The following is a 26,267-nucleotide window of genomic DNA, read 5'->3' as shown; positions in this document are numbered from 1 at the left end:
ATTTGGTAACAATTTGTTAAAATTTAAATATTATTTAAAAAATTTACGGGGTCAATTATTATTCATTCGTTTTAGCATAAAGAAAGATAAAGATGGCATTAAAAAAGTCAGAACGTTTAATTGTAAAGTATCTCACCAACCAGGCTACGCAGGAAGAGATGAATTTGTTGACTCAGTGGCTTGATAAAGATGGAAGCAAAGAGATTTTTGCTCAATTCGTAAAAGCTAACTACGCCGCCGATATATTGCTTAGTGAATATGATTCTTCCAAAGTAAAAAAAAAACTTACCGAGATAATCCGGAAGGAAGATAAAACTTTCTACCAAAGGAACTATACATCTTTTTACCAGTATGCTGCAATTTTGCTGGTAGTACTTGGAAGTTTTTATTTCTATAAAAGTGATATTCTATCTGTGTCGAAAGAGAATGTTATCATTCCAAAAGAAAATGAAATTGTTTTGCAGATTGGTAATGAAGCGTCAGAAATAATTGATCCATCCAAAACCCGGGACATCACAGATAAATTTGGAAAAACGATTGGTAAGATTAACAATAAAAGACTGGTATATTCAGATGCGAACTTGGAAGGACCGGTTACCTATAATACGCTGAAAATTCCTTATGGGAAAAGGTTCGATGTGCAACTCTCGGACGGAACAATAGTGTATTTGAATTCTGGAAGCTCCCTTAGATATCCGGTGCAATTCTCAAAGAACAAATCCCGCCAGGTTTTTCTGGTTGGAGAAGCGTATTTTGAAGTTGCAAAAGATAAACAGCATCCTTTCACGGTTAATACGCAGGATATTAATGTGCAGGTTTTGGGTACAAGATTCAATGTAAGCAGCTACACTGAAGATATAAGTACGGATGTTGTTCTAGTTGAAGGTAAGGTTTCACTTTATAAGGATATAATAACACCGGTTAATCAGGTGTTTCTAAATCCCGGCCTGAAGGGTTCTTGCACTAGAGGAGGTCAGAAAATTACTGTGAACAGTGTAAATACGAGATACTATACTGCGTGGCTGAATGGCGACTTAGTATTTAAAAATGCATCCTTTGAGGAGATTATTAAAAAGCTTGAACGTAACTACAGTGTAACTATTGTAAATAATAATAAAAAACTCGCCAATGAAGTTTTTAATGCCAATTTTGATAATAAGTCAATTGAAGATATTTTAAAGTACTTCAGTGAAAGCTACGCGCTGAGGTATGTAATCAAGGAAGATAAAATAACAATCCAGTAAATTTTAACTATTAAATATAAATGCCTATGTAAAAAAATATATTGCCAGGACTGTCATTAAAAAAAAACCGGAAAATGCTCTAACATTTTCCGGCGTAATAAAGGCGGTCAGTTAACTAACCAACCAAAATAAAACATTTAAAAGTATGAAAAATCTCTTGAACACAATAAGGTTTGAGAAACCTTTTTTGAAATTCGATTTGAAGATGAAATTAACCGTATTATTTTTATTTACTGCTTTCTCTGTTATGCAGGCAGGGACAGTCTATTCCCAAAAAAAGAAACATTCCTTCAGTGCTAAGGATATGAGTATTGGGAATATAATTGAAAAAATTGAATTTACAACGAAGTACAGATTTGTTTATAATGTAAAAGTAGTGGATCTGGATTATAAAGTTGATGTCAACGCCGTTGATGTTCCAATGTCGGCAATTTTAGCGCTGATTTTTAAAAATACAGGAACAGATTTTAAAATTATAGATGACCAGATTATTTTGACTGCTAAAACAGGCCCAGTCGTGTCACCTTCCCCTACAGTCAGGCGAAATGAAGATTTCAATGTGCGAGGTAAGGTGACAGATGATAAAGGCATGCCGCTTGTCGGTGCCGCAGTTTCTGACAATGGTTCCGGAAATGGAGTACAGACTGATTTTAATGGAGAATATCAAATAATTACAGTTGGTAGACAAACTACCTTATCGTTTGCTTATCTGGGATATGTGCGACAAGAAATTAAAGTCGAAGGTAAAAGTATTATCAATGTAGTTTTAAAAGAAGAGACATTTAAGTTAGGTGAGCTGGTCATAACTACAGGTTATCAAAATATTTCAGCTGAACAGGTTACTGGATCGGTGTCAAAGATAAAAGCTGAGGATTTTAAAGAACAGCGTTTAAGCAGTCTTGATAATATATTAGAAGGGCGTATTGTTGGATATCAAAATGGACAAATAAGGGGAACAACCTCAATGAAAGGTCTTACTACCCCTTTGTATGTAATTGATGGATTTCCGGTAGAAGATGCTAATCTTAATCTAGATGATATTGAAAGTATTACTGTGCTTAAAGATGCTGCTGCAGCTTCAATTTATGGTGCACGTGCCGCAAATGGAGTTGTGGTCATTACAACAAAAAAAGCAAAATTAGGTCAGACAAACATCTCATTTTCCAGTAATCTTACCGTTACGCCTTATAGATATTATACAGGAAATTTGACAAATTCTTCAGATATAGTGGATCTGGAAAGAGGATGGGCCGCTGGCAATCCTTACTTGCAGGCAACAGATGGAAGTGCGCAGGGGTATTCAAACTCGCTGCTTCAAAATGCGGTTTTTACAAGTCTTGGCATGAATACTATCCTAAATGGGTATGCTGGCAATATTTCCATGTCAGAGATGAACAGCCGTTTGGACGGTCTTGCATCAAAAGGATTTAAATATTATGATGATATGGCAAAATATGCAAAACGTGATCAATATTTTGTGCAGCATAATATAAGTGTAGGAAAAGCGACAGAATCAAATACTTTTAATGCTTCACTGACCTATAAAGGAAATCAATTTGAGGATAAGAATTCTGATAGCCAGTCCCTAGGCCTTAATATAAAAAATTCAACTGATATTAATCAATGGCTTTCTCTTGATTTAGGAACTTATATTTACTACAATCAAAGTGACACACAGAGTTTTAATCCTTTGCGTCCTGAATTTAAATACCAGCCCTACAACCAGCTGATTAATGATGATGGTACTAACTTTAGCTCAACGGCAGCTTCGCGTTATAGCGCCTATAGGCTTCAGTCAATGCAGAATTACGGTCTTTACAATATGGATATTACTCCAATGGACGAGTTTGGAAGAAATTTACTGGAAGGGAAAAATTTTTTAAACAGAACGTTTGCAAAATTAAATATAAAATTTAGTTCCGCACTATCATTAAATACGATGTTCCAATATGAATTTGGAGCCGACCGCTCCAGCCAACTTCGTGATAAGGATTCTTACAGCGTCCGCTCACTTGTTAACGGTTTGGTTACGATCTCGCCATCTAATACTGCAGTATATAATCTGCCGTATGGTGATATATTAAGGCAAAGTAACATATATTCCAATGCATACACTTTTCGTCAGCAGTTAAATTTTGAAAAGATTTATAATAGTGTCCATGAAATAAGTGCTTTTGCAGGGACGGAAATACGTCATAATAAAATGGAAGCGAAAGAAAATACACAGTATGGCTGGGATGATCAATCGCTGACGTTTACACCAGTAAATCAGGCAGCGCTGCTTAAGGTTTATGGCTCTATATTTGGCGGGTATCTTGGACAGGGTGATTTTGGTGCGGCGCGTGAAACCTTAAATCGCTATGTGTCATTATATAGTAATGCCGGTTACACTTATGACAGAAAATATTCGGTAACAGGAAGTCTTCGATGGGACCGCTCTAATTTATGGGGTACAGACAACAAGTATCAAAATAAACCTACCTGGTCAGCAGGTGCTGGATGGAATGTTGATAAAGAATCATTTTTTAAATCTTCAATCATTAACAGGCTTAAACTCCGTGCTTCATATGGTATTGGAGGAAATATATCTAAGGATTCAGCACCTTATCTTACGTCCTATTATTACGGAAATACCAATGTAGGTGGAATGCAGGGCGGTATCAACTCGAGACCTAATCCTGAATTATCTTGGGAGAAAACAACAACTACCAATGTTGGTGTAGATTTTTCATTATTTAAAGAAAGGTTGAGCGGTACTTTTGATTTTTATAATAAAAAAGGAGAGGACCTGCTGGCCAATACTACCGGTGTTCCTACTGAAGGCTGGGGCTACTCAACCTATTCAATTAATAACGGTGGTATGACCAATAAAGGATTCGAGGTAACTTTAAGTGGCATCATTATCAAAACACCTTCTTTCTCATGGGACGCAACATTACTGTATGCTAATAATAAAAACAAAGTAGATTATGTGAACGTAGAGGCACCTGCCTACTATCTTCAGTTAGATTATCCAAGAGCATATCCGCGAGTAGGCAAGGATTTCAATTCTATTTATGGATATAAATGGGCAGGCTTAAGTAGTACTGGTCTGCCGCAGGTTTATGATGCCACAGGAACTGCAGTGACATATAACCCAAGCGATTTAGAAGCGATCAAGGATTATGGTACGATGGTACCAATACAAAGCGGTTCGTTCCATACATCGGTTAATTATAAAAGCATTTCGCTATCGGCACTTTTCATTTATGAGCTGGGTCATAAAATGAGAAATAATTTCCTGCCAATGTTAAATAATGTTTATTCAAGTGCTTATGGCGGTTATTTAACTGAAATAGGAGTAGTGAATAAAAATATTGCAAACCGCTGGAGACAGCCGGGAGATGAGGCAAACACAGACATTCCTAGAGCTGTTTACGAGTATGATCCGGAATACAGTTCTGACCTGCAGGCAATATATTCGTATGCTGATATTAATATTATTGATGCATCAAATGTGAGATTAAGTAATATCTCACTGGCATATCAATTGCCTTCACAGCTTATGCATAAAGTTAAACTGCAAAATGTCCGTTTTAACTTTAATGTTGAGAATGTTTTTACTTTGGCAAAAAGCAAGGATGCTAAATATCTTCTGGGAGGTTACCAGTCTCCAAATTTTGTTTTGGGTGTAAATGTTAATTTCTAATTTAAAAAGACTGTACAATGAAAAAAATATATTATAGCATTATATGCTCATTAGTCTTAGGTAGTGCTTTTACATCATGTGAGAGTTATTTGGATGATTTGCCAAAAGGATCTAAAAGACCAACCACGTTAGCAGATTATGAAGCTTTTCTGCGTGATGAGTATACCAGCCAGTCAGCAAACGTTGATCAAACTCTGAATTTGTTAAATGATAAGTATGTTACAACCGCAACCTTATCCTATGACAGGCTTACAAATGCCAATTATATGTGGGATGAAACAGCTAACCGTATCGAACTCAACCGGGCTGATGAAACTACTTACTATGGCCAGTATGCAGGGATATCGACATTTAATTTAATTATTGAAAATGCACTAACGGCCACCGAGGCTACCGAAGAGCAAAAAAGGGAAGTTTGGGCCGAAGCAAAAGTTTTGCGTGCCATGAATTACTTCAATTTGGTTAATTATTATGCAGACACTTATGCAGCAGCAACAGCTGCTACGAAATTATCGGTTCCCTTGATTACCAGTGCCAATATCTACGCGCCAAGCAAGCAGGTAACAATTCAGGAAATGTATGATTTTATTCTAAGCGATGTCAGGGATGCGATCCCCTTCCTGCCAAAAGTTTCCCAGACAGCCCTACATCCGAACTTAGGGGCAGGTTATGCTTTTTATTCCAGAGTATTGCTTCAGATGACCAACTATACAGAGGCACTAAAATATGCTGAACTGGCTCTTTCAGAGAATAATGCTCTATATGACTGGACAGCATATTATGAGCAGAACAAGAATATAATTGAAATTCCCGATTCGTACATAAATACAATGTCACCAATGGGATACGATTATACAGAAAATTATACTTTTCGTCATGGGGCAGTTTATTATTTTGCAACAGAAAGTGATATTCCGGTAGAGCGCGCCCAGCGCTTTGAGACGGGTGATGCCCGCTTTCTATCACGCTGGAAAATCAGAACGCTTGGGGCAGAGACAAACTATCAGTCAACTCTGGCAGGTACATTTAATTATGGCGGGATAACAACAGTGGAGGTTTATCTGATTAAGGCTGAGTGTTTAGCCCGTGCTGGACAAATTAATGATGCTATGGATGTTTTAAACGAAGTTAGAAAGTCAAGAATACTGCCGGTGTCATATCAGGACATTTCCGCGACCAATACAACTGAGGCCGTCAATGCTATTTTGAAAACCAAAAATAATGAACTTATTCTTACCATTGTGCCTTTTGGAGATGCGAGACGTCTGATTGCAGAGGGTACTTATCCTGTGAGTTTATCTAAAACAGTAAACGGTATCACTTACACTTTGTCAAAAAGTTCACATTTATGGACTATGCCGTTTCCGCAAGGGGCAATAAGAAATCCTGGAAATGGAACCATTACACAAAATGTATCTAAATAATTAAATAAAGCTTCCTTATTAGGATTTTTCGAAAGGGAAGCTTTTAAATAATGAATCATAAAATCCAAATTAAAGATAGTGGGAATGTCTGATCAAAATAATCATAATAAACAAGTCAACAAAAATAAAAAAAATGAATAAAGTTAAAATTGCAAGTGTTTATATCTGCTTATTTGCGGTTTCTTTTATGCTGGGGCAAAAAAAGAGCCCTTCTACAGACTCCTTTCAGATTGAAGGCAGTATTTCGGGGATTAACGACGGTGTAAAGGTTGGGTTAATTCCAGGTGCAACCCATTCTAGTGATCCCTCTATTATGGATGCTACGGTAAAAGATGGAAAATTTGTCCTAACGGGCAAACTTAAAGAACCGCGTTATTTTTATCTGATGTTTTTTGGTAAGAATACCGGAATGATTCCTATTATGGTTGAAAATTCAAAAATTAAATTAACCGCAACGGCGAAAATTAACAAGGAGAGTGGACAGATTATTTTTGAAAATACTACTGTGCAGGGGTCTAAATCAAATGACTATTTTGCCCAGGAAACAAGTTTCAAAAAGGAACTGGATAATGATTATGCTTCCTACAATAAAGACAGCGAGAAAATGCTAACCATGCGATTAAAAGCATCTGGAGAGAATAACAAAAAGGTACTGGATTCCATTCAAGGGTCGGCAGAATGGAAAAATTATTCCCAAAAAGAAGGTGAGTTTTTCAAAAAAGTGGAAAGCTCTACCAAAAATCTTATTTTAAAGAATAAAGATACATGGTGGGGGCCATTTTTTATGATGAAAGAGCTAAGTTACCTCACACCTGAGCAAAAGCCTCTTTTCGAAAGTTTTTCCCAAGAGGCAAAAAATAGCTACTACGGGCAGCTGGCAAAAGAAGAATTGTATCCTAAAACTCTCGCAGGTACAAAGATTAATAATTTTATTTTAAGTGATAAGGATGGTAAGAAGTTTAATTCTAAAGATCTTTTTGCAGGTAAAAAATACATTCTGATAGATTTTTGGGCCTCCTGGTGTTCCCCATGCCGAAAAGAAATCCCAAATCTTAAAACGGCTTATGGAAATTACAATTCTAAGGGATTTGAAGTTTTAAGTATTTCAATCGATAAGGATTCCAAAGCATGGAACAAAGCCCTTACACAGGAAAATATGAAATGGCCGAATCTTCTTGATAACAATACGGTTAGCAAATCTTTTCTGGTAACTACAATTCCAGCTACCTTTTTAGTTGATCAAAACGGAGTGATAATAGCCACAGACCTCCGAGGTGAAGCGCTTGATCAAAAATTAGAAGAATTATTTAAAGTATAATACAACACGATATTATTCAGTAATAATCAAAATTTAAATAAAAAATATATTTTAACCGTTACCAATTTTGTCTGGTATAAAAGCGGATGGGCATCGCTTTTTCTATTAGTGAATACTAAAATCATTCAGTAACATGTATGAATTGAACATATTACTGAATTAAAACACACATTAATATAACTGCTGGCCGTAAGGATAACGGTTAATAATTTAAATATTTATGAAACATATTGCAATAGTTTATTTTTTCTTCTTTATACTGTTTAGCTCCAAAGGAACTTCACAAACTATAAATTACAATGATATGCTTCCAATGGATAGCTCCATAAAAAAAGGTGTCCTTGCAAATGGCATGACCTATTATATTAAAAACACTAAGGCTGTCAAAGGTGCTGCGAGTTATTATATTATCCAAAATGTAGGCTCTATTCTCGAGGACGAAAACCAACGTGGATTAGCTCATTTTTTAGAACATATGGCCTTTAATGGTACAGAACACTTTCCTGGGAAAAAGCTGCTCAATTCTCTGGAAAAACATGGAGCTGTTTTCGGGAAGGATATCAATGCTTATACTTCTTTTGATGAAACTGTTTATAATTTGAGTAATATTCCAACTAAAGACGGTTTGATCGACACTTGTTTGACAGTTCTAAAGGATTGGTCAAAGTACCTGCTACTTACAGAAAAGGAAATCGATGCTGAACGTGGTGTAATTAAGGAAGAATGGCGAACTCGTCAGGTGGGTAATATGAGACTTTTGAATGCATCAATGCCAGTTGTATACAACAATTCCAAGTATGTTGACAGGATGCCTATCGGATTGCTTTCAGTTATTGAAGGTTTTCAATATCAGGCAATTCGTGACTTTTACCACGACTGGTACAGAACAGATTTACAGGCTATCGCTGTTATTGGAGACGTGGATGTTAATGAGATTGAGAAAAGAATCCTTTTGGAATTTTCAAAAATTCCAGCGGTGAAAAATGCAAAAAAACGTTTTACGGTTGAAATTCCTGATAATAATGAAATTCTTTATCATTTAGGAAAAGACCCTGAGGTGTCTTCAGCATCTATTGCATTTGGTATCCGCCATAAAAGCTCGCTTGAAAATAAAACTATTGGCGATTTAAAGCGTTCATTGCTGGAATCTATCGTAACACAAATGTTGTCTGCGAGAATTGCAGAAAAATCAAAAGATGGAGCATCAAATTTTTTAAGTGCGGGAGTAGGTTATAGTCCACTAACCAGAACATCCAACAATTTTATTATTGGTATATCACCAAAGCCTAATAAACAAAAAGAAGCTTTTGAAGAAGTACTTTCTGAAGTGGTACGTGCAGTTCGTTATGGTTTTATTCAATCAGAGACGGACCGTACTGTTGAGCAATTTAAAAACTATTACGAAAATCAAATTGCCCAAAAGAATGAGTGGAGCCATAAAGAGATTGAGCAGGAAATTCAGTCTAATTTTTTGGCCAATGCAGCATTGCTTGATATTGAGCAGGAATATGCATATGCTAAGATTATCTTTAGTAATCTGACCACCGAGGAATTGCACCAGACTATTAAAAGGCTGTATGCACCCAACAATAGATTCTTAAATATAACAGGTGTGGAAGGAGATTATAATTTAACAGAAAAAGACGCCAAGGAAATTATATCGTCTGTTGAAAGCAGTGATAAGCTAAAACCATATACAGAAACATTATCTGATAAAGACTTAATTTCCGGCATGGAAATTAAAAGCGGCAAAATAGTGAAGGCTATTGCAAATAATGACACTAAGGCAAAAACTTTTATCCTGAGCAACGGCGTAAAAGTGCATTTTAAATTTTCGAATAAACAAAAAGAAAGTGTTGTATTAAATGCAATCAGTAAAGGCGGTACCTCTCTTCTTAAGGATGAAGATCTTCCTTCGGCCGGAATTGTTCCGGATTTAGCGCAAATGTCAGGTCTGGGAGATTTCACTGCTACAGAGCTGGATAGGTTTTTGGCTGGAAAAACAGCCTATGTCAATATTAATATCAGTGATATAAATGAAAATGTTAATGGTTATTCCAGTACTAAGGATACTGAAACAATGCTGAAAATGGTCTATTTGACATTTGTTCATCCTCGTTTTGAACTTCAGGGTTATCAGATGATTCAAAATCAAATGAATACGACATTATTGTCTCGAAACAATGATGTGGGTACAAAGATGCAGGATAGTCTCACTATAGCCTTGTACGGTAAAAACAATCCAAAAAAACGAATTTTTGACGAAGCATATGTTGCTGACATCTCATTTGACAAGGCTAAAAGAATATATGAGGAGCGATTTGCCGATGTTTCAGATTTTGAATTTTTTATAGTGGGTGATCTTCAAGAAAACGAGCTTAAATCATTTCTGGAAAAATATATTGCAAGCATACCTGCCCATAACAAAAAAGAAAATTTCATTGCCAGCCAGCCCCAATGGCTTTCTAATCAAATTAAAAAGAGTATTAATCTTGAAATGAAAGACCCTAAGGCAACAGTTAATATTGCTTATAAAAAAGCATTGCCTTATTCTGTTTCCAATAGTGTTTATGCAACAGCACTAGGGAAAATTCTGCAGCTCAAGGTTACTGCCACCGTTAGGGAGGCCGAAGGTGGAGCATACAGTCCACATGCATCTTCATATTATCTAAGGGAACCAATGTCAGAGTTCTATATTACTTTCAATTTTGACTGCAATCCAGATTTAGCGGATAAGCTCGCAGTTATCGTCAAAGAGGAACTTCGTAAGATTGCAAATGGAGATATACAACAGGAAGACCTAGCCAAGGTAAAAACAAACCTAATTAAAGAAAGGGAACAATATAAAGAGGAAAGAAGTTACGATATGAACCTTATCACCGACTATTATTTATTTCGCGAGAACATAAATGACCCGAAGAATTTTGAAGATATAGTTAATCGTATGACAAAGAAAGATATTCAAACTCTTGTTGCGAAAGTCTTAAATGAAGGAAAATCATATGAAATTATCTTTAAACCCGAAGTTTATAAAAATCGTTAAATATTAATTCAACTTTCCGAGATTAAAAACTTAAGTATACAATACAATCATATTTCAAATAATTAAAAATATTAAACAAAAAAAAATGAAAAACACAGTTTTAAAAACAAGTATTCTCGCATTAGCACTTGCTAGTGTCATTACCTCCTGCTCAAATAAAGGAGACGGTTACACAATCAATGGTAAATTTACAAATCTGAAGAATGGCATGGTCTACCTTGAATTTGAAGACGGGGCTAAAAAAACTAAAGATTCTGCAGAAATTAAGGATGGTCAGTTTACGTTTCAAGGCAAAGTAGAGGAACCTTTACTATACAGCATCAAATTAAAAGGAGCAAAGGAAGGCGGACCTTTATTCATTTTAGATAATGAGACGATTTCATTTGAAGCCGATAAAGATTCTATTTTTAATGCTAAATTCTCAGGTGCTATGCAGGATTCTATTTATAAGTCATTTTACAAAAATGAATTTAAAAATGTAAGCCATATAGCGGGACCTCTATATAAATTGTCTGATTCCTTAACAAAAAATGGTAAAGTAAAATTGGTAGGGGAACAGAAAGCCATGATGGATAAGCGCTGGCTGGAACTGCAGAATCTGGCAGATAAGATGACCGACAAATTTATTGTGGAGAATAAAGACAAAGTAGCATCAGCACTGATTATAGAGGAACGTTTATTATCGTATGGCACTCCGGAACAGGTAAAAAAGTACTACGGGATTCTAACTCCGCAAATTCAAAAATCAAAATATGGCAAAAGGCTTAAAGCTGCCATTGACATAGAGGATCGTACCGCCCCGGGAACTACTGCCCCACAATTTTCACAGACAGATGTAAATGGAAAAATTGTAAAATTATCTGACTATAAAGGTAAATATGTTCTGGTTGATTTCTGGGCAAGCTGGTGTGGTCCATGCCGAAAAGAAAATCCGAACGTGGTTGCTGCATATAAAAAATATCATGATAAGGGATTTGATGTTTTAGGCGTTTCTTTAGATGATAAAAAGAATTTATGGCAGAAAGCGATCGAGAAAGACGGTTTAACCTGGACTCACATTTCTGACCTAAAAGGATGGAAAAATGAAGTTGGTATTTTATACGGTGTAAAATTAGTTCCTACTAATTTTTTAATTGGTCCTGATGGAAAAATTGTAGCCAAAAATCTTAGAGAAGAAGCACTTCATGCTAAATTGGAAGAAATTTTTAGTAAAAAATCATAATAAATACTTTAGGGTTCTATATAAGATGATTGTTATTTTAATAATCATCTTATACTCTTAATTAATTATCAATTAAAAAAAATGAAAAAGTATATCTTGCTGGGCTATTGCTCATTAGCATTCTGCACCCTAATGTCAGCGCAGAATAAATCAGTCAACTTTAAGAAAGTGAAAGAGTTAGGAGGTATTGAAGAGTTTTTGTACCAGCCCAACGGCATGACTATATTGCTCATGCAGGATAATTCCTCCCCTGTTGCAACGGTGCAAGTTGTGTACCGTGTAGGTTCGAAAAATGAAGTTTTAGGAAACACGGGGTCAACGCATCTTTTAGAACATTTAATGTTTAAGGGAACTCCAACTTTCAATAAGAAAAACGGAAATACAATTACCGATGTGCTTCAAAATACAGGTGCGCAGTTAAATGCGACAACCTGGTACGACAGGACCAATTATTTTGAAACACTGCCAAGTGACAAAATTGGACTGGCATTACAAATTGAAGCGGACAGAATGCGTAATTCTTTACTAACAAAAGAGGATAAGGAGTCTGAAATGACCGTTGTTCGTAATGAATTTGAACGAGGAGAAAACGATCCAAATGAGCTGCTGGACAAAGAAATATGGGCGGCAGCCTATATAGCGCATCCGTATCATCACTCTACAATTGGATGGAAATCAGATATTGAAAAAGCACCAATTGAGGTTCTTCGTAACTTTTACAACACGTATTACTGGCCCGATAATGCGACTTTAACTATTATTGGAGATTTCCAAAAAGAGAATATTTTTGAATTGATAGAAATGTATTTTGGAGGAATTACAAAATCTCCAAAAGCAATGCCTCAGCCCTATACCGAAGAACCACAACAATATGGGCCTCGCAAAATTATCGTAAAAAAACCTGGTGAATTGGGCGTAATCAACAAATCCTATAAAATTCCGGGAGCTTTGCATGAAGATCTTCCCGCACTGAATATTTTGGGGGAAATAATTGGTTCAGGACCATCTGCTATTTTAAACAAAACTTTTGTTGATAGCGGCATGGGAATTTATGCCTATTCTAATGCAAGTAATTTTAAGGAAGTGGGGCTTTTTACTATCGGTGTTGGATTTCCTACTACCTCAAAACACGAGGATATTGACGCTAAATTGATTGAAGTTATTGCTAAAATTCAAAAAGATGGAGTGAGTCAGGATGAGGTAAATCGTGTTGTTGCCAATATCAATGCACAAACAATTTTAGCCAGAGACGGTTCAGGCGTAATTGCTTCACAATTAACCGAATCCATTGCTTCGGGAGACTGGACGGATTTTATAACAGGAGTTGACCGGCTTAAAAAAGTTACACCTGCTGACGTTTTACGAGTGGCTCAAAAATATTTAGTAGAAGACCAGAGTACCACAGGATATTTTATACCGAAACAATCCGGTGATCAAAATAAGGGTGCATCAGTGCAGGCCAATAATTTTATGCCGGAAAAAGAGCCGTTCTATTACAGACATCCTGAACATAGTGATGCTCAAAGTACTACCCAATACGCATCTTTTGAAGCAGAAAAGGCATTATCAGCGGTTGCCGCAGAAGATTTAGATGCAATCGAAAAAGAGACTTCTGCTTACAAAAGAGAAAAAGTAGCCGGTATTGATGTGGTCTCAGTAAAAACATCTGCAAAAGATTTTGTAACAGTTGCAGCCAGTATTTCATTAGGAAATTTTATCAATGAAAGTAAAAATCCGATTATTCCTACCTTGACAGCATCCATGTTGTCAAAAGGGACTACACTTAATGATAAATTCAAATTCTCTGAAAAGCTTCAAAAATTAGGGGTGAACTTAAATGTAAACGGATCTCCAACCAAAATTAGTATTGGTTTCAAATGCCTGAAAAAGGATCTAGACCAGGTTATAGTTTTATTAGCTGAAGAATTGCGTACCCCTTTATTTGATCAGAAAGAATTCGAAAACCTGAAACAACAGCTTACAGGAAATACGCAGCAAAGTTTGAATGACCCAGGAGAAAGAGGCAGTATTGCCCTTTTGCAGGCGATTTATCCAAAAGGAAACCCAAATTACAGTTTAAGTGTTGAAGAGGACCTGGCCAATATCAAAAATGCAACTCTGGACCAGGTGAAAGAATTTCATAAAAAGTATTTCGGACCAGCATCAATGCATTTTGTTATAGTTGGAGATACAGAAGGTGCAAACTTGAACGCATCATTAAAGAAGTCTTTCAAAAATTGGAATGGCGGTGTTGCAGAAACTTTAAAATTTGACGAAACTCCAAAAGTGCCTTCAAGAACAGAAGTGATTACCATTGCTGAAAAGCCAAGTGCCGAATTATACATTGGACAGTACACAGGCTTGAAAAGAGCTGATGCTGATTATATTCCTTTTTACATTGCAAATTATACGTTAGGTGCTGGCTTTGCAGGACGTTTAATGCAGACAGTAAGGGATCAGGACGGACTTACATACAGCATTTCATCAATGCATGGTGGAAATATATATACAGGAGGGTACTGGATGGTTAATGCCTCTTTCAATCCTGATTTATTTCAAAAAGGATTAGACGCTACAATGGTTCAGATTGACAAATGGGCAAAAAATGGTATTACTCAAGAAGAATTAGATAATAAAAAAGCAAACCTGATTGGAAGTTTTAAAGTTGGACTCGCAACAACAGGAGGATTGTGCCACACCATTCTGAATATTATTGAAAGAGGGCAGGAACCAAGTTATATCGATCAATATCCAAAAGAGATTGAAAAAGTAACATTGAAACAAGTTAACGATGCTATCAAAAAGTACATTCAGCTGGATAAGATGATTGTAATAAAATCAGGATCTCTTGACAAGGACGGCAAGCCTTTACAATAAATTTTAATAGTCGTCTTTCATCATTTTTATTTTAGGATCTGAATTAGTAAGCCATTTTCTGTGAAAGACCTTATAAGAGCTGTTTGCCGACAGCTCTTATATTAATCAAAATTAAAATATCAAAAAAAAATGAAAAAATTTTTAACAACCTTACTTCTGCTTGTGAGCTGCATTATGTTTGGACAGATGTATAATCCAGTGAAATGGACAACATCTGTAGAAAAGGTTTCTGATAAAGAATATATTTTAAAGGCTCAGGCAGAAATACAGTCCGGTTGGCATCTATACGGTCAATATATCGAAGAGGGCGGACCGTCTCCTACTGCTTTTACATTTAAAAACACTTCAAAAAAATTCGAGTTAATCGGTAAAACATCCGAAGATAAAGGACATGAAACGGTCGATAAAATCTTCGATATGAAAATTAAGTATTTTGAAGATAAAGCCGTTTTTAAGCAAAAAATAAAGCTTACTTCAGACGAAGTGGTTAATATAGCGGCAGATGTTGATTTTATGGTGTGTGATGACAGCAATTGTTTACCGCCTTCAACGGAAGAATTATCTTTTAAAATTCCCAATGCGAAAAAAATGGCTTCCTCATTAGGATTAGCCCTTACCAAAACAGATTCAGTAGGTACAGAAGTAAAAGCAGTTGCTGAAACTGAAATACAACCTGAGAAAGCGATTGTGAATTCAGGTGAAAAAAGTGAATCAAGAGGATTAATCAGCATTTTTATTATTGCTTTTTTATCAGGCCTAGCTGCTTTATTGACTCCGTGCGTGTTTCCGATGATTCCCATGACGGTAAGTTTTTTTACTAAACAAAGTAAAACCAAGGCAGCCGGAATCAGAAATGCTTTAATTTATGGATTTTCAATTATTGTAATCTATGTTTTGTTGGGATCTATCGTTACGGCAGTCTTTGGTGCCGATTCACTGAATGCGCTTTCAACGAACGTCTGGTTCAATATTATTTTCTTTATTTTACTGGTGGTTTTCGCCTGTTCTTTTTTGGGTGCATTTGAAATTATGCTGCCAAATTCCCTAGCCAACAAAGTCGACTCTCAAGCGGACAGAGGAGGGCTCATTGGAATCTTCTTTATGGCATTGGCTCTTGCTATTGTTTCTTTTTCCTGCACAGGTCCAATTGTTGGGACCTTACTGGTTGAAGCTGCTTCAAAAGGGGGAATTGCTCCAATTGTAGGGATGTTAGGATTCTCCACTGCAATTGCATTGCCATTCTCTTTATTCGCTGCTTTTCCGGGATGGCTGAATGCATTGCCAAAATCAGGCGGATGGCTCAATACAGTAAAAGTGGTTCTTGGTTTTTTAGAATTAGCTTTAGCCTTCAAGTTTTTATCAAATGCCGACCTGGTGCTGCAATTACATTGGCTTGAAAGAGAAGTTTTCCTTGCTGTCTGGATTGCGGTATTTGGCGTTTTGGCATTTTACTTATTCGGTAAAATTACGTTGCCTCATGATTCTCCGTTGAACCATATTTCGGTGGGAAGGTTGAGTTTTGGACTGATTGTATTGACTTTTACTATATATCTGATTCCGGGACTTTGGGGAGCACCGTTAAAATTAATCAGCGGATTTCCTCCTCCGATGCAGTACAGCGAATCACCGGACGGATTTGGAGCTTCTAAGGGTCCAGCAGAAATGAAGTCAGCTCTGCCAGAAGGTGCAGAATATGGTCCCCAGAATATCATCACATTTCATGATTATGAAAAAGGAATGGAGTTTGCCAAAAAAGCAGGAAAACCAGTGTTGTTGGACTTTACCGGATATGCCTGCGTTAACTGCCGCAAAATGGAAGAACTGGTTTGGTCTGACCCAAAAGTTTTAGGGGTTTTAAATAATGACGTAGTTCTGATTTCCCTGTATGTGGATGATAAGAAAGAATTGCCGGAAAATGAACAATATGTTTCTGAAACTACGGGTAAAAAAATCAAAACGATTGGTAATAAATGGAGCGATTTGCAAATCAAAAGGTATAAGGCAAATGCACAGCCATTTTATGTCATAGTTGATCATAACAGTGAAAACCTGACAACTCCTTCTGCCTATAACCCTGATATTGAAGAGTATTATAATTGGCTGAATACAGGGATTAAAAATTTTAAGAAAAAAAGTATTTAAAGCACTATACATAATGAATGCTATTCTGGATAAAACAATACCTGAGAATTTAGAGACTCATTTTTCTAAATTCAGAGGAAATACAATTGGGGTAAGTCATAGTTTTAAATCCATTTACGGAAAACAAAAGTTATTGTACGCAGACTGGATTGCTAGTGGAAGGTTATATTTTCCAATAGAGGAAATAATGCTCAATAAAATTGGGCCTATGATTGCCAATACCCATTCTTTTTCAAGCGAAACAGGCAAAGCTTCTACTTATGCATACCAGCATGCAAGAGCATTGATAAAAAGGCATGTCAATGCAAATGAGTCTGATTGTTTGGTAACAACAGGAACAGGAATGACATCTGTTTTGTCTAAGCTTCAGCGAATCATGGGTTTACGCTCTGCGGATAATATTTACAATGTAAATCTCCTCTACGAGGAAGAGAGGCCGGTTGTTTTTATTACTCATATGGAACATCATTCCAATCAGGTTCCCTGGTATGAAACTATTGCCGATGTTGTGGTTCTGCCAGGAGACAAAAATAACCTGGTTGATCCTAAAATATTAGAACAGGAAATAAAAAAATACTCTGGCAGAAAAAAAATAGGATCATTTACGGCATGTTCTAATGTTACAGGAATTATTACACCTTATCATGAGCTGGCAAAAGTTATGCATCAACATGGTGGGCTATGTTTTGTCGATTTTGCAGCCTCTGCGCCTTATGTAAAAATAGATATGCATCCTGAAGATCCCGAACAATACTTGGATGCTATTTTCTTCTCGCCACATAAATTTTTAGGCGGACCGGGAACTTGCGGTGTTTTGGTTTTTAACGAAAAGTTATACAAATCAAATTTTCCGGATAATCCAGGTGGAGGAAATGTGAAGTGTACAGATCCATGGGGTGGTTATCACTACAGTGATGCAATAGAAGTAAAAGAAGATGGAGGAACTCCAGGTTTCCTGCAGGTTATGCGCACTGCTTTGTGTTTGCAGCTTAAAGAACAAATGGGGACTGAGAATATGAGAAACAGGGAAAGAGAGCTTTTGGATATCTGTTTTGAACAGCTTGATAAGGTGGAGGGACTAAATATTTTAGGAGATCTCGAGACAGAACGTATAGGGTGTGTCTCCTTTACCATTGATAATATTCATTACAACCTGATTGTCCGGCTTATGAACGACCGATTTGGTATTCAGGTACGTGGCGGCTGGTCCTGCGCTAGTACCTATGCCCATAGTTTATTTCAAATCGGGGAGGAAGAATCAAAAGCCATAACTGAAGGTATTCTGCAAAGCAATATGTCGGAGAAACCGGGATGGGTAAGAATATCGCTGCATCCTACAATGAGAAACGATGAACTTCTATTTATCTGCAATGCTATAAAAGAAATTACTAGTAATTACAAGGATTGGCAGAAAGGATATGAGTATAATGCCCGCAATAACGAGTTTGAAAGTGTGCTGGCTAAGGAAACCATTGCCCAAGATGTGAAGCAATGGTTCGTATTGGAGTAATTTTATCTTTTTATTTAATTTAGGCTATTCTATAATTAATTTTCATCATTTGAATTTAATGTAGAAATAGTTTTAACAAGAACTAGAATGGAGAAAACACTTAAAGAAAATATAGCTAAAACAATTCAGCTTTCTCATGAGGAGTATCAGCAGATTGAGCATTATTTTGTCAGGGAGACATACAAAAAAGGCAATTACCTAGTGGAATCAGGAAAAACGGCTCCATTTGAATTCTTCATAGTCAGTGGACTTGTTGTAGCTTCTCATTTAAATGATGAAGGCAAAAAGCATATAGTCCAATTTGCGATGGAAGATAACTGGATTTCTGATATACAATCTTTTAACACAGGCTGCTCGACAAGCATTGATATTAAATGTCTTGAAAACACAGTGCTGTATTCCATATCCTATGCTGATAAAGAAAAATTGTGTGCCTTGTCCAAGAAAATGGAATTTTTTTTCAGAAAAAAAAGCAGTGCCAATAATATAGTGCTTCAAAAGAGAATTCTTAATTTTATGTGCACCAACTCAAAAGACCGTTATGAACAGTTTATAAAACAGTATCCGAAGATACAACTTAGGGTTTCCAAGAAACTTATGGCGTCTTATTTGGGTATTACAACGAAAACCTTAGGTCAAATTTAGTTATAATAATTAATTCATCAATCTGCTTTGTTAACTAAAAGGGGATTCTTAAAAATATTTTTAAGGATTCCCTTTTTTTACTGCTCATAAAATGTATTTGATTTAAATGCGAATTGTAAAACTTAGCTCATATGAAGAAAAGTGTCGCTGATAAAGGAAGTCTGGAAGAGAGACTTTGATGGAATATTTCTTTCAAAAAATAAATGGTAAGGATTTTGGATTGGATGATAAAATTATCTGAAAATATCTAAATTTGGACTATTTTGAAAGTGATATGAAAAAGCGATAAGTGGAGTATAAACTATTGCTTGTCAATTAAAACGTCACAGAATGCAAAACTACTTTGCGGAATATACAATACATCTTATTACATTATTAGGCACTTCTAATCTAAATGAGACATGCAGGCCAAATCTTAGGCAAGGAGCTGATTCTTCAACTGTTTAATTTGAAAACCAAACTTCTCTGGTAATGATATAAAAACCCATGATTAGTACAAACCACCCAAACAGCGGTTTTAATCTTGCTCCATCAATTTTTCGTGAAATTTGGGTTCCTATAAACATACCTATAAGTGCCATTGCAGTTATTCCAAATAGAAAAGGAAAGTCTATCGGCGATCCAATGTATAGATCCCCTGCAAAACCAATAGAAGAATTGATTGTAATGATCAACAAAGAGGTTCCAATAGCCTGTTTCATAGATAAATTGGCAAAAAAAAGCAAGGCGGGAATGATTAGAAATCCGCCTCCTGCACCCAAAAAACCCGTTATGATTCCAACTGAAAAACCTATGATACTGAGTTGGATATAATTGGTTGGGATACTCCTCATTCCACAATTATTTTTTCTAATCATTGAAATTGAAGCAGCAATCATCAAAACAGAAAAGACAACCATGATTAGAAGATCTTTTGAAACACTGTAAGATGCAATTGAAAAAAGAGTAGCGGCAATATGTGGGAAAATAATCTCACGGATAATAAGTATTGATATGACAGAAGGAATAGCAAAGCATAACGCAGATTTGATTTTCAAATTACCCATTTTGTAGTGGCTATAACTCCCAAATAAAGCAGTAGATCCAACGATAAATAGTGAATAAGAGGTTGCCTGCTCTGGATTTACCCTGAAAAGATAGACTAAGATTGGAATGGTCAGTATTGACCCGCCACCACCAATTAGGCCTAAAGAGACTCCAATAAGAATTGAAGCAGAATACCCCAAATACTCCATAATCTTTTTTCTACAAAGATGGATTACAAAAAATAAAATAATTGAAACATATGTTATAAAAAACAGTTTAATTAAGAAATTAACTGATCAATAGTAACTTTCAGATTGCTGCTGAGGATTGGCAAAAATACTTTTAAAGTTACATATTGGGGTTAAAAAGAAAAATGGCTGAAGTTTAAACTTCAGTCATTTTTTCTTAATTATGGTAATCATTCTACCATGCAATTTCGCCTTGATCATCAAAAAAACCACCAGTAGGCCCGTCATTGCCAATTGTTGCGTATTTTACTATAGCATTTGCTCCTTGTTCAATAGTTTGTGTTCCTGTAAAGTGATTTAGGTCAGTTGCTGTAAATCCCGGATTGACACTATTTATTTTAAATCGTGTTTCATTTTTAAGTTCGTGTGATAACATTACAGTAAAAGCATTTAGTGCGGTCTTGGACGAGCAATATGCAGTTACTTTCGCCTCGTAGAATGGATATTCAGGATTTTTGTGATTACTCAATGAAGCCAAATCACTTGAAACATTAACAATTCTTGGCTCGTCTGATTTTTTTAGCAATTCCAGGAAATGCTGCGTTACTTCGATAAGGCCGAAAAAATTTGTATCATAAACAGCACGTAAATTTGAGAGTGTGATACTGGAAGCATTTTGTGGCATTTCTCCTGTAATACCAGCATTGTTGATCAATACATCCAGCTTTTGGATTTTTGACTCCAGTGTTACTTTTGCATTTTTTATCGACTCTGAATTGGTGACATCGATTTGAATGCTCTCGACGTTCTTGTACCCCAAAGCATTTAATTCTTTAACGGCGAGTAATCCATTTTCTGGGTTTCTGCTTCCAATAAAAACAAAATAATCCAATTCTGCCAATCTTTTTGCCGTTTCAAATCCAATCCCTTTATTTGCTCCTGTAATGAGCACAGTTTTTTTAGCTGTCATATGATCTCTTATTAATTAAGAGGCAAAGTTCAAAATTCTGAAGCTAAAAAAATGGTGAACTCTCCTGTTTTAATTAGATTGCAATTCAGCTCTGTAATCTGTGATCTTCGCAGTGATATTTTTTGGAAACTGCATAAAATTAGACCCTGTTTTAGGACTTTCCTTTAAGCCCGGCCAGTACTTCCATAGCTTTGGAAGCATCTCGTTCATCTACAAATATATGGTCATGCAGATATGCAGCAACCACGTTACAGCTGATATTAGCATTACCCAGGGCGTGTGAAAATGCAGCAGTTAAACCAACAGCAGCAAGAGAGGAATGAACTTCAAGAGTAATCCATGCTGCGACGTAGGAAAACTTTAAGTCGAGTTCCAAGGCATCCTGTTTTTTTATAACTATTGTAATGCCTTCCTGTTCATTAAAAAAGAATAAAATTTTGGCGAGAGGAATCTTAGCAATAGATTCAACTTTAGAATATACATACTGTCCATCATTGAGAACTGGATTTAAATTTTTTAAAATAATATTTAGGTTAGTTTCGCCTTCCATGGGATTTAATTAGATTGTTAAAAATGTAACTATTAAAGTTTAGAAATAGATACAAAACTTAGTATGGCTGACTCACAAATGAAAATTGAGCAAACCATTCTTTACCTTTTAGACCTGAATAATTTTTACTTTATCAGGGATTATCCATAAAAGGTCTTACTAAAAGCTAACCTTTAATTTTTTAGGATTGAGTTTCATTTCTATATTCTTTAGGGGTACGTCCGGTAAATCTTTTAAAGAATTTCGTAAAGTTTGAGGGATCATAATCTAATGTACGGGCAATTTCACTGATTGGTTTGTTTGAATGTTCAATTAAATCTTTTGAAATTGCTACCAATTTTTCTTCATATATATCACATGGCGATTTACCTAAAACCTCCTTTACCGTATCGCTCAAATGATTTTTTTTTATAAACAGCAGATCTGCGAGCTCATGAATTTCAAGTGCTTTTTCAACTACTCCTGTTTTAAGTTCATTTAAATGTTTGTCCAGTTCTAATATAAATTTTTCTGTGATTTCTATTTTTCGAGATGAGATAACTTGTTGCATTTTTATTGGATAGTATTTATGAATTCAGATTTTATAAATGCATGAATTTGTTTGGTAAAGATAATAAATTATAGCTTTTAAATACTTCTATCTTCCTAGGCAGGAAGATTTTGATTAAGATATAATAATGCAATAAATGAATTAGTTGAGTAAAAAACAGCATTTGTTGACATTAGTCCCTTGTTTACCTTTACATCAAAATAAAAATGCCTTAAGGCATTATTATTTTATTTTGTACTTGATAAAATAACATATAAATCAAAAATTATGGCCACTACATATATTACAAAATCATTTAAGGAATTAACCAATGATGAATTGTATCTTATTCTGCAATTAAGAAATGAAGTCTTTGTTGTCGAGCAGAATTGTGCTTTTCAGGACTTGGACAATAAAGACCAGGACAGCTATCATCTTATTTGCATGATCAATGGTGTTCTTGCCGGATATTCACGCCTTGTTCCTGCAGGGGTGTCATACAGGGAAATTTCAATAGGCAGAGTGATCACAGCCCCAGCTTTTAGAGGATTGGGATTAGGGAAAGAATTGATGCAAAACTCAGTGGAAGCCTGTCAAAGACTGTTCAAGGGGTCCACTATACGTATAGGGGCTCAGCAGCATTTGTCAAAATTCTATAATTCGCTTGGTTTTCTAGCGCAGGGACAACCATATGATGAAGATGGTATCATGCATATCGAAATGCTTAAGCTTTAATTATTACAGGATCAATTCAAGAATATTGCTGATTAATGTATTGGGATCGTCTTTTCTCCAATTAATATATAAGCTGGTAGTAAATGCTAGTGGAATAAACCGGACTTCATTATTGTATTGTCGATCATAAGATTGTGGAAGGATTGAAATACCCAGTCCATTTCTTATTAGAGGTATAATGGTTGACCCAAATTCGCACGAAATATGGGAGTGTGGGTCTATCTGATAGTGTTTATAAACTTTGGCGATAAGGGAGTCATAACTGCTGCCTGCACCTCCTGTGGTTAAAATAAATTTTTGAGTGAGAAGGGTTTTATTTGTCACATCATCTGTTGTCTTAAAATGATGGTCGATAGGCACAACCATACATAAGTTCTCTGAAAAAAGATTTTTTGAACCAATTAGGGGGGACTGATTTTCTTCGCGGCTAAAAGCTAAATCAATTTTGTAGTTTTTAAGATATTCTTCCTGTTGTTCGTAAGTGAGCTGCAGAAGCTCAATTTTTAGTTTTGGAAATACAGCGTATATTTTTTTAATGAAATCGGGAAGGAAAAAGGATGATATGGAATCGGGATGCGCTATAGAGACCGTGCCATACTGCCCCAGGTGAATTTGCAGGGCGTGCTTTTGGATAGCTTCGAACTGAATCAATTCGGCTTTCCACTTTTCTTTGAGAAATTCGCCTGCAGGAGTAAGTTTGACATTACGCTTATTGCGGACAAAAAGCTGTAAGCCAAGTTCACTTTCTAAGGACATAATGTGTCTGCTTAGGGCAGACTGCGTTATACTCATTTTCTCAGCTGTGTTCCAAAAGTGCAGTTCATTGGCCAGGGCCAGAAAATATTTTAATTGCTGTATATCCATATTTTGCAATTTAATAATAATTATTATTTGTCAATTATTCTGGGGAATTTATTTGATGTTTAAACAATTTAGTACTAAAAAAATAATTCTCATAGACGAGACACTGAAGGACTTTTATGAAAAAAGCAACATTATATCTTATACTTTTATTATTGGGAACTGCCTTTTGGGGAATGTCTTTTCCGATAACTAAAATGGCGGTTCAGGCAGGCTCACTGTATGTTTTTTTGTTCTACAGACTTGCCCTGGCTACAGTCATTCTTTCAGTATGCTTTTCAAAATATGTACGAAAAGTGAGCCTGTCAAGCCTAACGTGTGGTAGTATGCTAGCTGTGCCTTTAACTGTCAGTATGATTTTACAGACCAAAGGTTTGCAATACCTCCCGGCTTCACAATGCACTTTTATTGCGGGTATATGCGTCATTCTGGTTCCTTTTATAAAATGGCTGGTATATCGTACGGGTTTTTCCAGAAAAATATCGATAGCCTCACTTATTGCGCTCTCAGGCTTATCATTGATAACCATTTCAGGTAAACTAACTTTAAATCAGGGTTTTGTTTATGTGATTTTGGGAACTATCTCGTTTAGTATTTATTTGATAATGGTAGAAAAACAAAAAGATAAGTATGAAATAGCTACTGCAATCGTTCCCATGTTTGCAGCGGGCAGCATAATTGCTTTATGCTTGGCAATTGTTGATAATTCACAAATTTGGGCGGTTGAAGATCAGGATTTCTGGACAGGAGTTATGTATTGCGCTATATTTTCAACAGCTTATATGTATTCGGTATCGATGATTGCCCAGCAGTATTTATCTGCAGAAAAAGTTGCGGTAATTTATCTTTTTGAACCTCTCTTCGGAGCAATAGCATCTTTGTTTTTATTGCATGAGCCTTTAACTTGGAAATTGTTTGTTGGGGGATTATTGATATTTGCAGCCACTTTATACTCGGAATTAAACATTTCATTTAAATCTAAGTAAGGTAAGATGCAACTGTATTCCTGATTTTAAATAAGAGGTAAAATTATTTCGCATTGCTGGCATTAATCTTATATAAAAAAAAAATTTTCCCAAAAGGACAAACAGGAAAATTTTAATCTTTTGTTCAAGTGAACTCCTTAATACGGACAGGGATTTTGTCATTTGGATTCGACGGTTTTGATTGATATATCGAGATGTTCGGCAATCTCAATATTGGTTAAGCCTTTCTTTCACTTAGAACAAAAATGTTTTTACATCAGTAGGCAGTACTTAGATTTGTTTATTGACTGTATTTAAGACCTGATGTAATGAGTAATGATCTTCATCATGGGCAATGTCGTTTGATAAATCAAGTAAGCCTTTTCTACAGTAAACTGGTAGTTACTACCCTAAAAGACATTTGTGCTAAATATCACTATAATTATATTTTATGTGGATAGCTTCTCTTAAAAATACGTTATCATCGAAGAGAATTGATTGTGGGCTTTTTTTAGTTTTTATAATTTTTGAATTAGTATAAAAAAAAGAAAAAACTTGTAAAGAGTGATCAAAGCACAAAGGGCTGTTCCAAAGAGTAGCTCTTTGCGACTAATATTCCCTAAAAGAAATGCTGTTTAGATAAATACATTTTTTATATATTGCATCACTCTAAAGTAATGATCAAATCAATGCACGAAAAATTAATAACCTATATCAATCAATATACGAATTTGCCGCTTACCAAGGAAGAGGAAGATCTAATTATAGCTAGTTTTCAGCCCAAAAAAATAAGGAAAAAGCAATATTTCCTGCAGGAAGGTGATGTATGCAAATATGTAGGCTTTATTGTAAAAGGAGCTATGCGTCAATATAGTGTAGATGAAAAAGGGGTAGAGCACATTGCACAGTTATATATTGAAAACTGGTGGGCAAGCGACCGTGAAAGTGCCGTTATGCTTACCCTTTCAAGATACAATATCGATGCGTGGGAAGATACCGAACTGCTTATTATTACTGTGGCAGATATGCTGTATCTAATGGGAAAGATACCATCATTTGGAGAAATGACAAGAATGATGGACAATAGAAGTTTTATTGCATCACAGCGCAGATTTAGCTCTACTATAAGCAACTCGGCAGAAAAACGTTATGAAGAATTCAGCAAAAACCACCCGCAGTTTATTCAGCGATTTCCACAGCATATCATAGCATCCTTTCTGGGAATAACCAAAGAAACTTTAAGCAGGATCAGGAAAAAGTAGCCATACAGCCAAAAATTGAGCTTATAAAAAAACCGTTGACATTTGTCAACGGTTTTTTTTATCATATC

19 protein-coding genes are annotated in these 26,267 nt (G+C 35.7%); 13 read left to right on the top strand and 6 right to left on the bottom strand.

The genetic code is table 11. The features are described from left to right. The first annotated feature begins 92 nt into the window (after nt 1-92). The 10 genes from ACHRVX_RS13720 (at nt 93) to ACHRVX_RS13675 (ending at nt 19,113) form a co-directional block, all read left to right on the top strand. Entirely contained in the window at nt 93-1,244 is a 1,152-nt protein-coding gene (locus ACHRVX_RS13720) for a FecR family protein (RefSeq protein WP_395333101.1), read from the top strand. A gap of 205 nt (nt 1,245-1,449) precedes the next feature. Further along, nucleotides 1,450-4,932 carry a SusC/RagA family TonB-linked outer membrane protein gene (locus tag ACHRVX_RS13715; protein WP_395333099.1) on the top strand — a complete coding sequence of 1,161 codons (3,483 nt, stop codon included), beginning with the start codon at nt 1,450-1,452 and terminating at the stop codon, nt 4,930-4,932. Nucleotides 4,933-4,949: 17 nt separating this feature from the next. Further along, a complete protein-coding gene (locus ACHRVX_RS13710; protein WP_395333097.1) occupies nt 4,950-6,356 on the top strand; it encodes a RagB/SusD family nutrient uptake outer membrane protein in 1,407 nt (468 codons plus the stop codon). 133 nt (nt 6,357-6,489) lie between these two features. After that, a complete protein-coding gene (locus ACHRVX_RS13705; RefSeq protein ID WP_395333094.1) occupies nt 6,490-7,674 on the top strand; it encodes a redoxin family protein in 1,185 nt (394 codons plus the stop codon). 220 nt (nt 7,675-7,894) lie between these two features. Then, nucleotides 7,895-10,717, top strand: coding sequence for a M16 family metallopeptidase (locus ACHRVX_RS13700; protein ID WP_395333092.1), 2,823 nt, complete (start codon nt 7,895-7,897; stop codon nt 10,715-10,717). A gap of 85 nt (nt 10,718-10,802) precedes the next feature. Then, a complete protein-coding gene (locus ACHRVX_RS13695) occupies nt 10,803-11,939 on the top strand; it encodes a redoxin domain-containing protein (protein WP_395333090.1) in 1,137 nt (378 codons plus the stop codon). A gap of 81 nt (nt 11,940-12,020) precedes the next feature. After that, nucleotides 12,021-14,816, top strand: coding sequence for a M16 family metallopeptidase (locus ACHRVX_RS13690; RefSeq protein ID WP_395333087.1), 2,796 nt, complete (start codon nt 12,021-12,023; stop codon nt 14,814-14,816). A gap of 129 nt (nt 14,817-14,945) precedes the next feature. Beyond that, entirely contained in the window at nt 14,946-16,958 is a 2,013-nt protein-coding gene (locus ACHRVX_RS13685; RefSeq protein ID WP_395333085.1) for a cytochrome c biogenesis protein CcdA, read from the top strand. A 13-nt stretch (nt 16,959-16,971) separates the two neighbouring features. Further along, nucleotides 16,972-18,468 (top strand): aminotransferase class V-fold PLP-dependent enzyme, encoded by a 1,497-nt coding sequence (locus tag ACHRVX_RS13680; protein ID WP_395333083.1) that lies wholly within the window; start codon nt 16,972-16,974, stop codon nt 18,466-18,468. A gap of 87 nt (nt 18,469-18,555) precedes the next feature. Further along, the gene (locus ACHRVX_RS13675; protein WP_395333081.1) at nt 18,556-19,113 is read left to right on the top strand and encodes a Crp/Fnr family transcriptional regulator; all 558 of its coding nucleotides are present in this window, start codon (nt 18,556-18,558) and stop codon (nt 19,111-19,113) included. A 443-nt stretch (nt 19,114-19,556) separates the two neighbouring features. Here the strand turns inward: ACHRVX_RS13675 and ACHRVX_RS13670 are convergent, their stop codons facing one another. The 4 genes from ACHRVX_RS13670 to ACHRVX_RS13655 form a co-directional block, all read right to left on the bottom strand. Next, entirely contained in the window at nt 19,557-20,348 is a 792-nt protein-coding gene (locus tag ACHRVX_RS13670; protein ID WP_395333079.1) for a sulfite exporter TauE/SafE family protein, read from the bottom strand. A gap of 214 nt (nt 20,349-20,562) precedes the next feature. Beyond that, nucleotides 20,563-21,297 carry an SDR family oxidoreductase gene (locus ACHRVX_RS13665; RefSeq protein ID WP_395333077.1) on the bottom strand — a complete coding sequence of 245 codons (735 nt, stop codon included), beginning with the start codon at nt 21,295-21,297 and terminating at the stop codon, nt 20,563-20,565. Nucleotides 21,298-21,448: 151 nt separating this feature from the next. Further along, nucleotides 21,449-21,847 (bottom strand): ACT domain-containing protein, encoded by a 399-nt coding sequence (locus ACHRVX_RS13660; protein ID WP_395333075.1) that lies wholly within the window; start codon nt 21,845-21,847, stop codon nt 21,449-21,451. 181 nt (nt 21,848-22,028) lie between these two features. Next, a complete protein-coding gene (locus ACHRVX_RS13655; protein ID WP_395333073.1) occupies nt 22,029-22,397 on the bottom strand; it encodes a helix-turn-helix domain-containing protein in 369 nt (122 codons plus the stop codon). Nucleotides 22,398-22,664: 267 nt separating this feature from the next. On the opposite strand from ACHRVX_RS13655, the gene ACHRVX_RS13650 reads away from it, so the two are divergent. Beyond that, nucleotides 22,665-23,111: a GNAT family N-acetyltransferase gene (locus tag ACHRVX_RS13650; protein ID WP_395333071.1), complete on the top strand. Its 447-nt coding sequence runs from the start codon at nt 22,665-22,667 to the stop codon at nt 23,109-23,111. A gap of 3 nt (nt 23,112-23,114) precedes the next feature. Here ACHRVX_RS13650 and ACHRVX_RS13645 read toward each other — a convergent pair whose 3' ends face one another. Then, the gene (locus ACHRVX_RS13645; protein WP_395333069.1) at nt 23,115-23,975 is read right to left on the bottom strand and encodes a LysR family transcriptional regulator; all 861 of its coding nucleotides are present in this window, start codon (nt 23,973-23,975) and stop codon (nt 23,115-23,117) included. 116 nt (nt 23,976-24,091) lie between these two features. Between ACHRVX_RS13645 and ACHRVX_RS13640 the strand changes: the two genes are divergently transcribed. Then, nucleotides 24,092-24,958 (top strand): DMT family transporter, encoded by an 867-nt coding sequence (locus ACHRVX_RS13640; RefSeq protein WP_395333067.1) that lies wholly within the window; start codon nt 24,092-24,094, stop codon nt 24,956-24,958. Nucleotides 24,959-25,116: 158 nt separating this feature from the next. On the opposite strand, the gene ACHRVX_RS13635 is transcribed toward ACHRVX_RS13640, so the two are convergent. Further along, on the bottom strand, nt 25,117-25,164 hold the full coding sequence (locus ACHRVX_RS13635; protein WP_395334089.1) for a hypothetical protein: 48 nt from the start codon (nt 25,162-25,164) through the stop codon (nt 25,117-25,119). A 462-nt stretch (nt 25,165-25,626) separates the two neighbouring features. Here ACHRVX_RS13635 and ACHRVX_RS13630 point away from each other — a divergent pair, with 462 nt between their 5' ends. Beyond that, complete coding sequence (locus ACHRVX_RS13630; RefSeq protein WP_395333064.1) at nt 25,627-26,199, top strand: Crp/Fnr family transcriptional regulator; 573 nt, start codon at nt 25,627-25,629, stop codon at nt 26,197-26,199. The last annotated feature ends 68 nt before the right edge of the window (nt 26,200-26,267 follow it).

This window comes from Flavobacterium sp. FlaQc-47, assembly GCF_044006475.1.
GTDB lineage: Bacteria > Bacteroidota > Bacteroidia > Flavobacteriales > Flavobacteriaceae > Flavobacterium.
The sequence above is the reverse complement of the archived record's forward strand: the minus strand, read 5'-3'. Positions and strand labels throughout refer to the sequence as shown.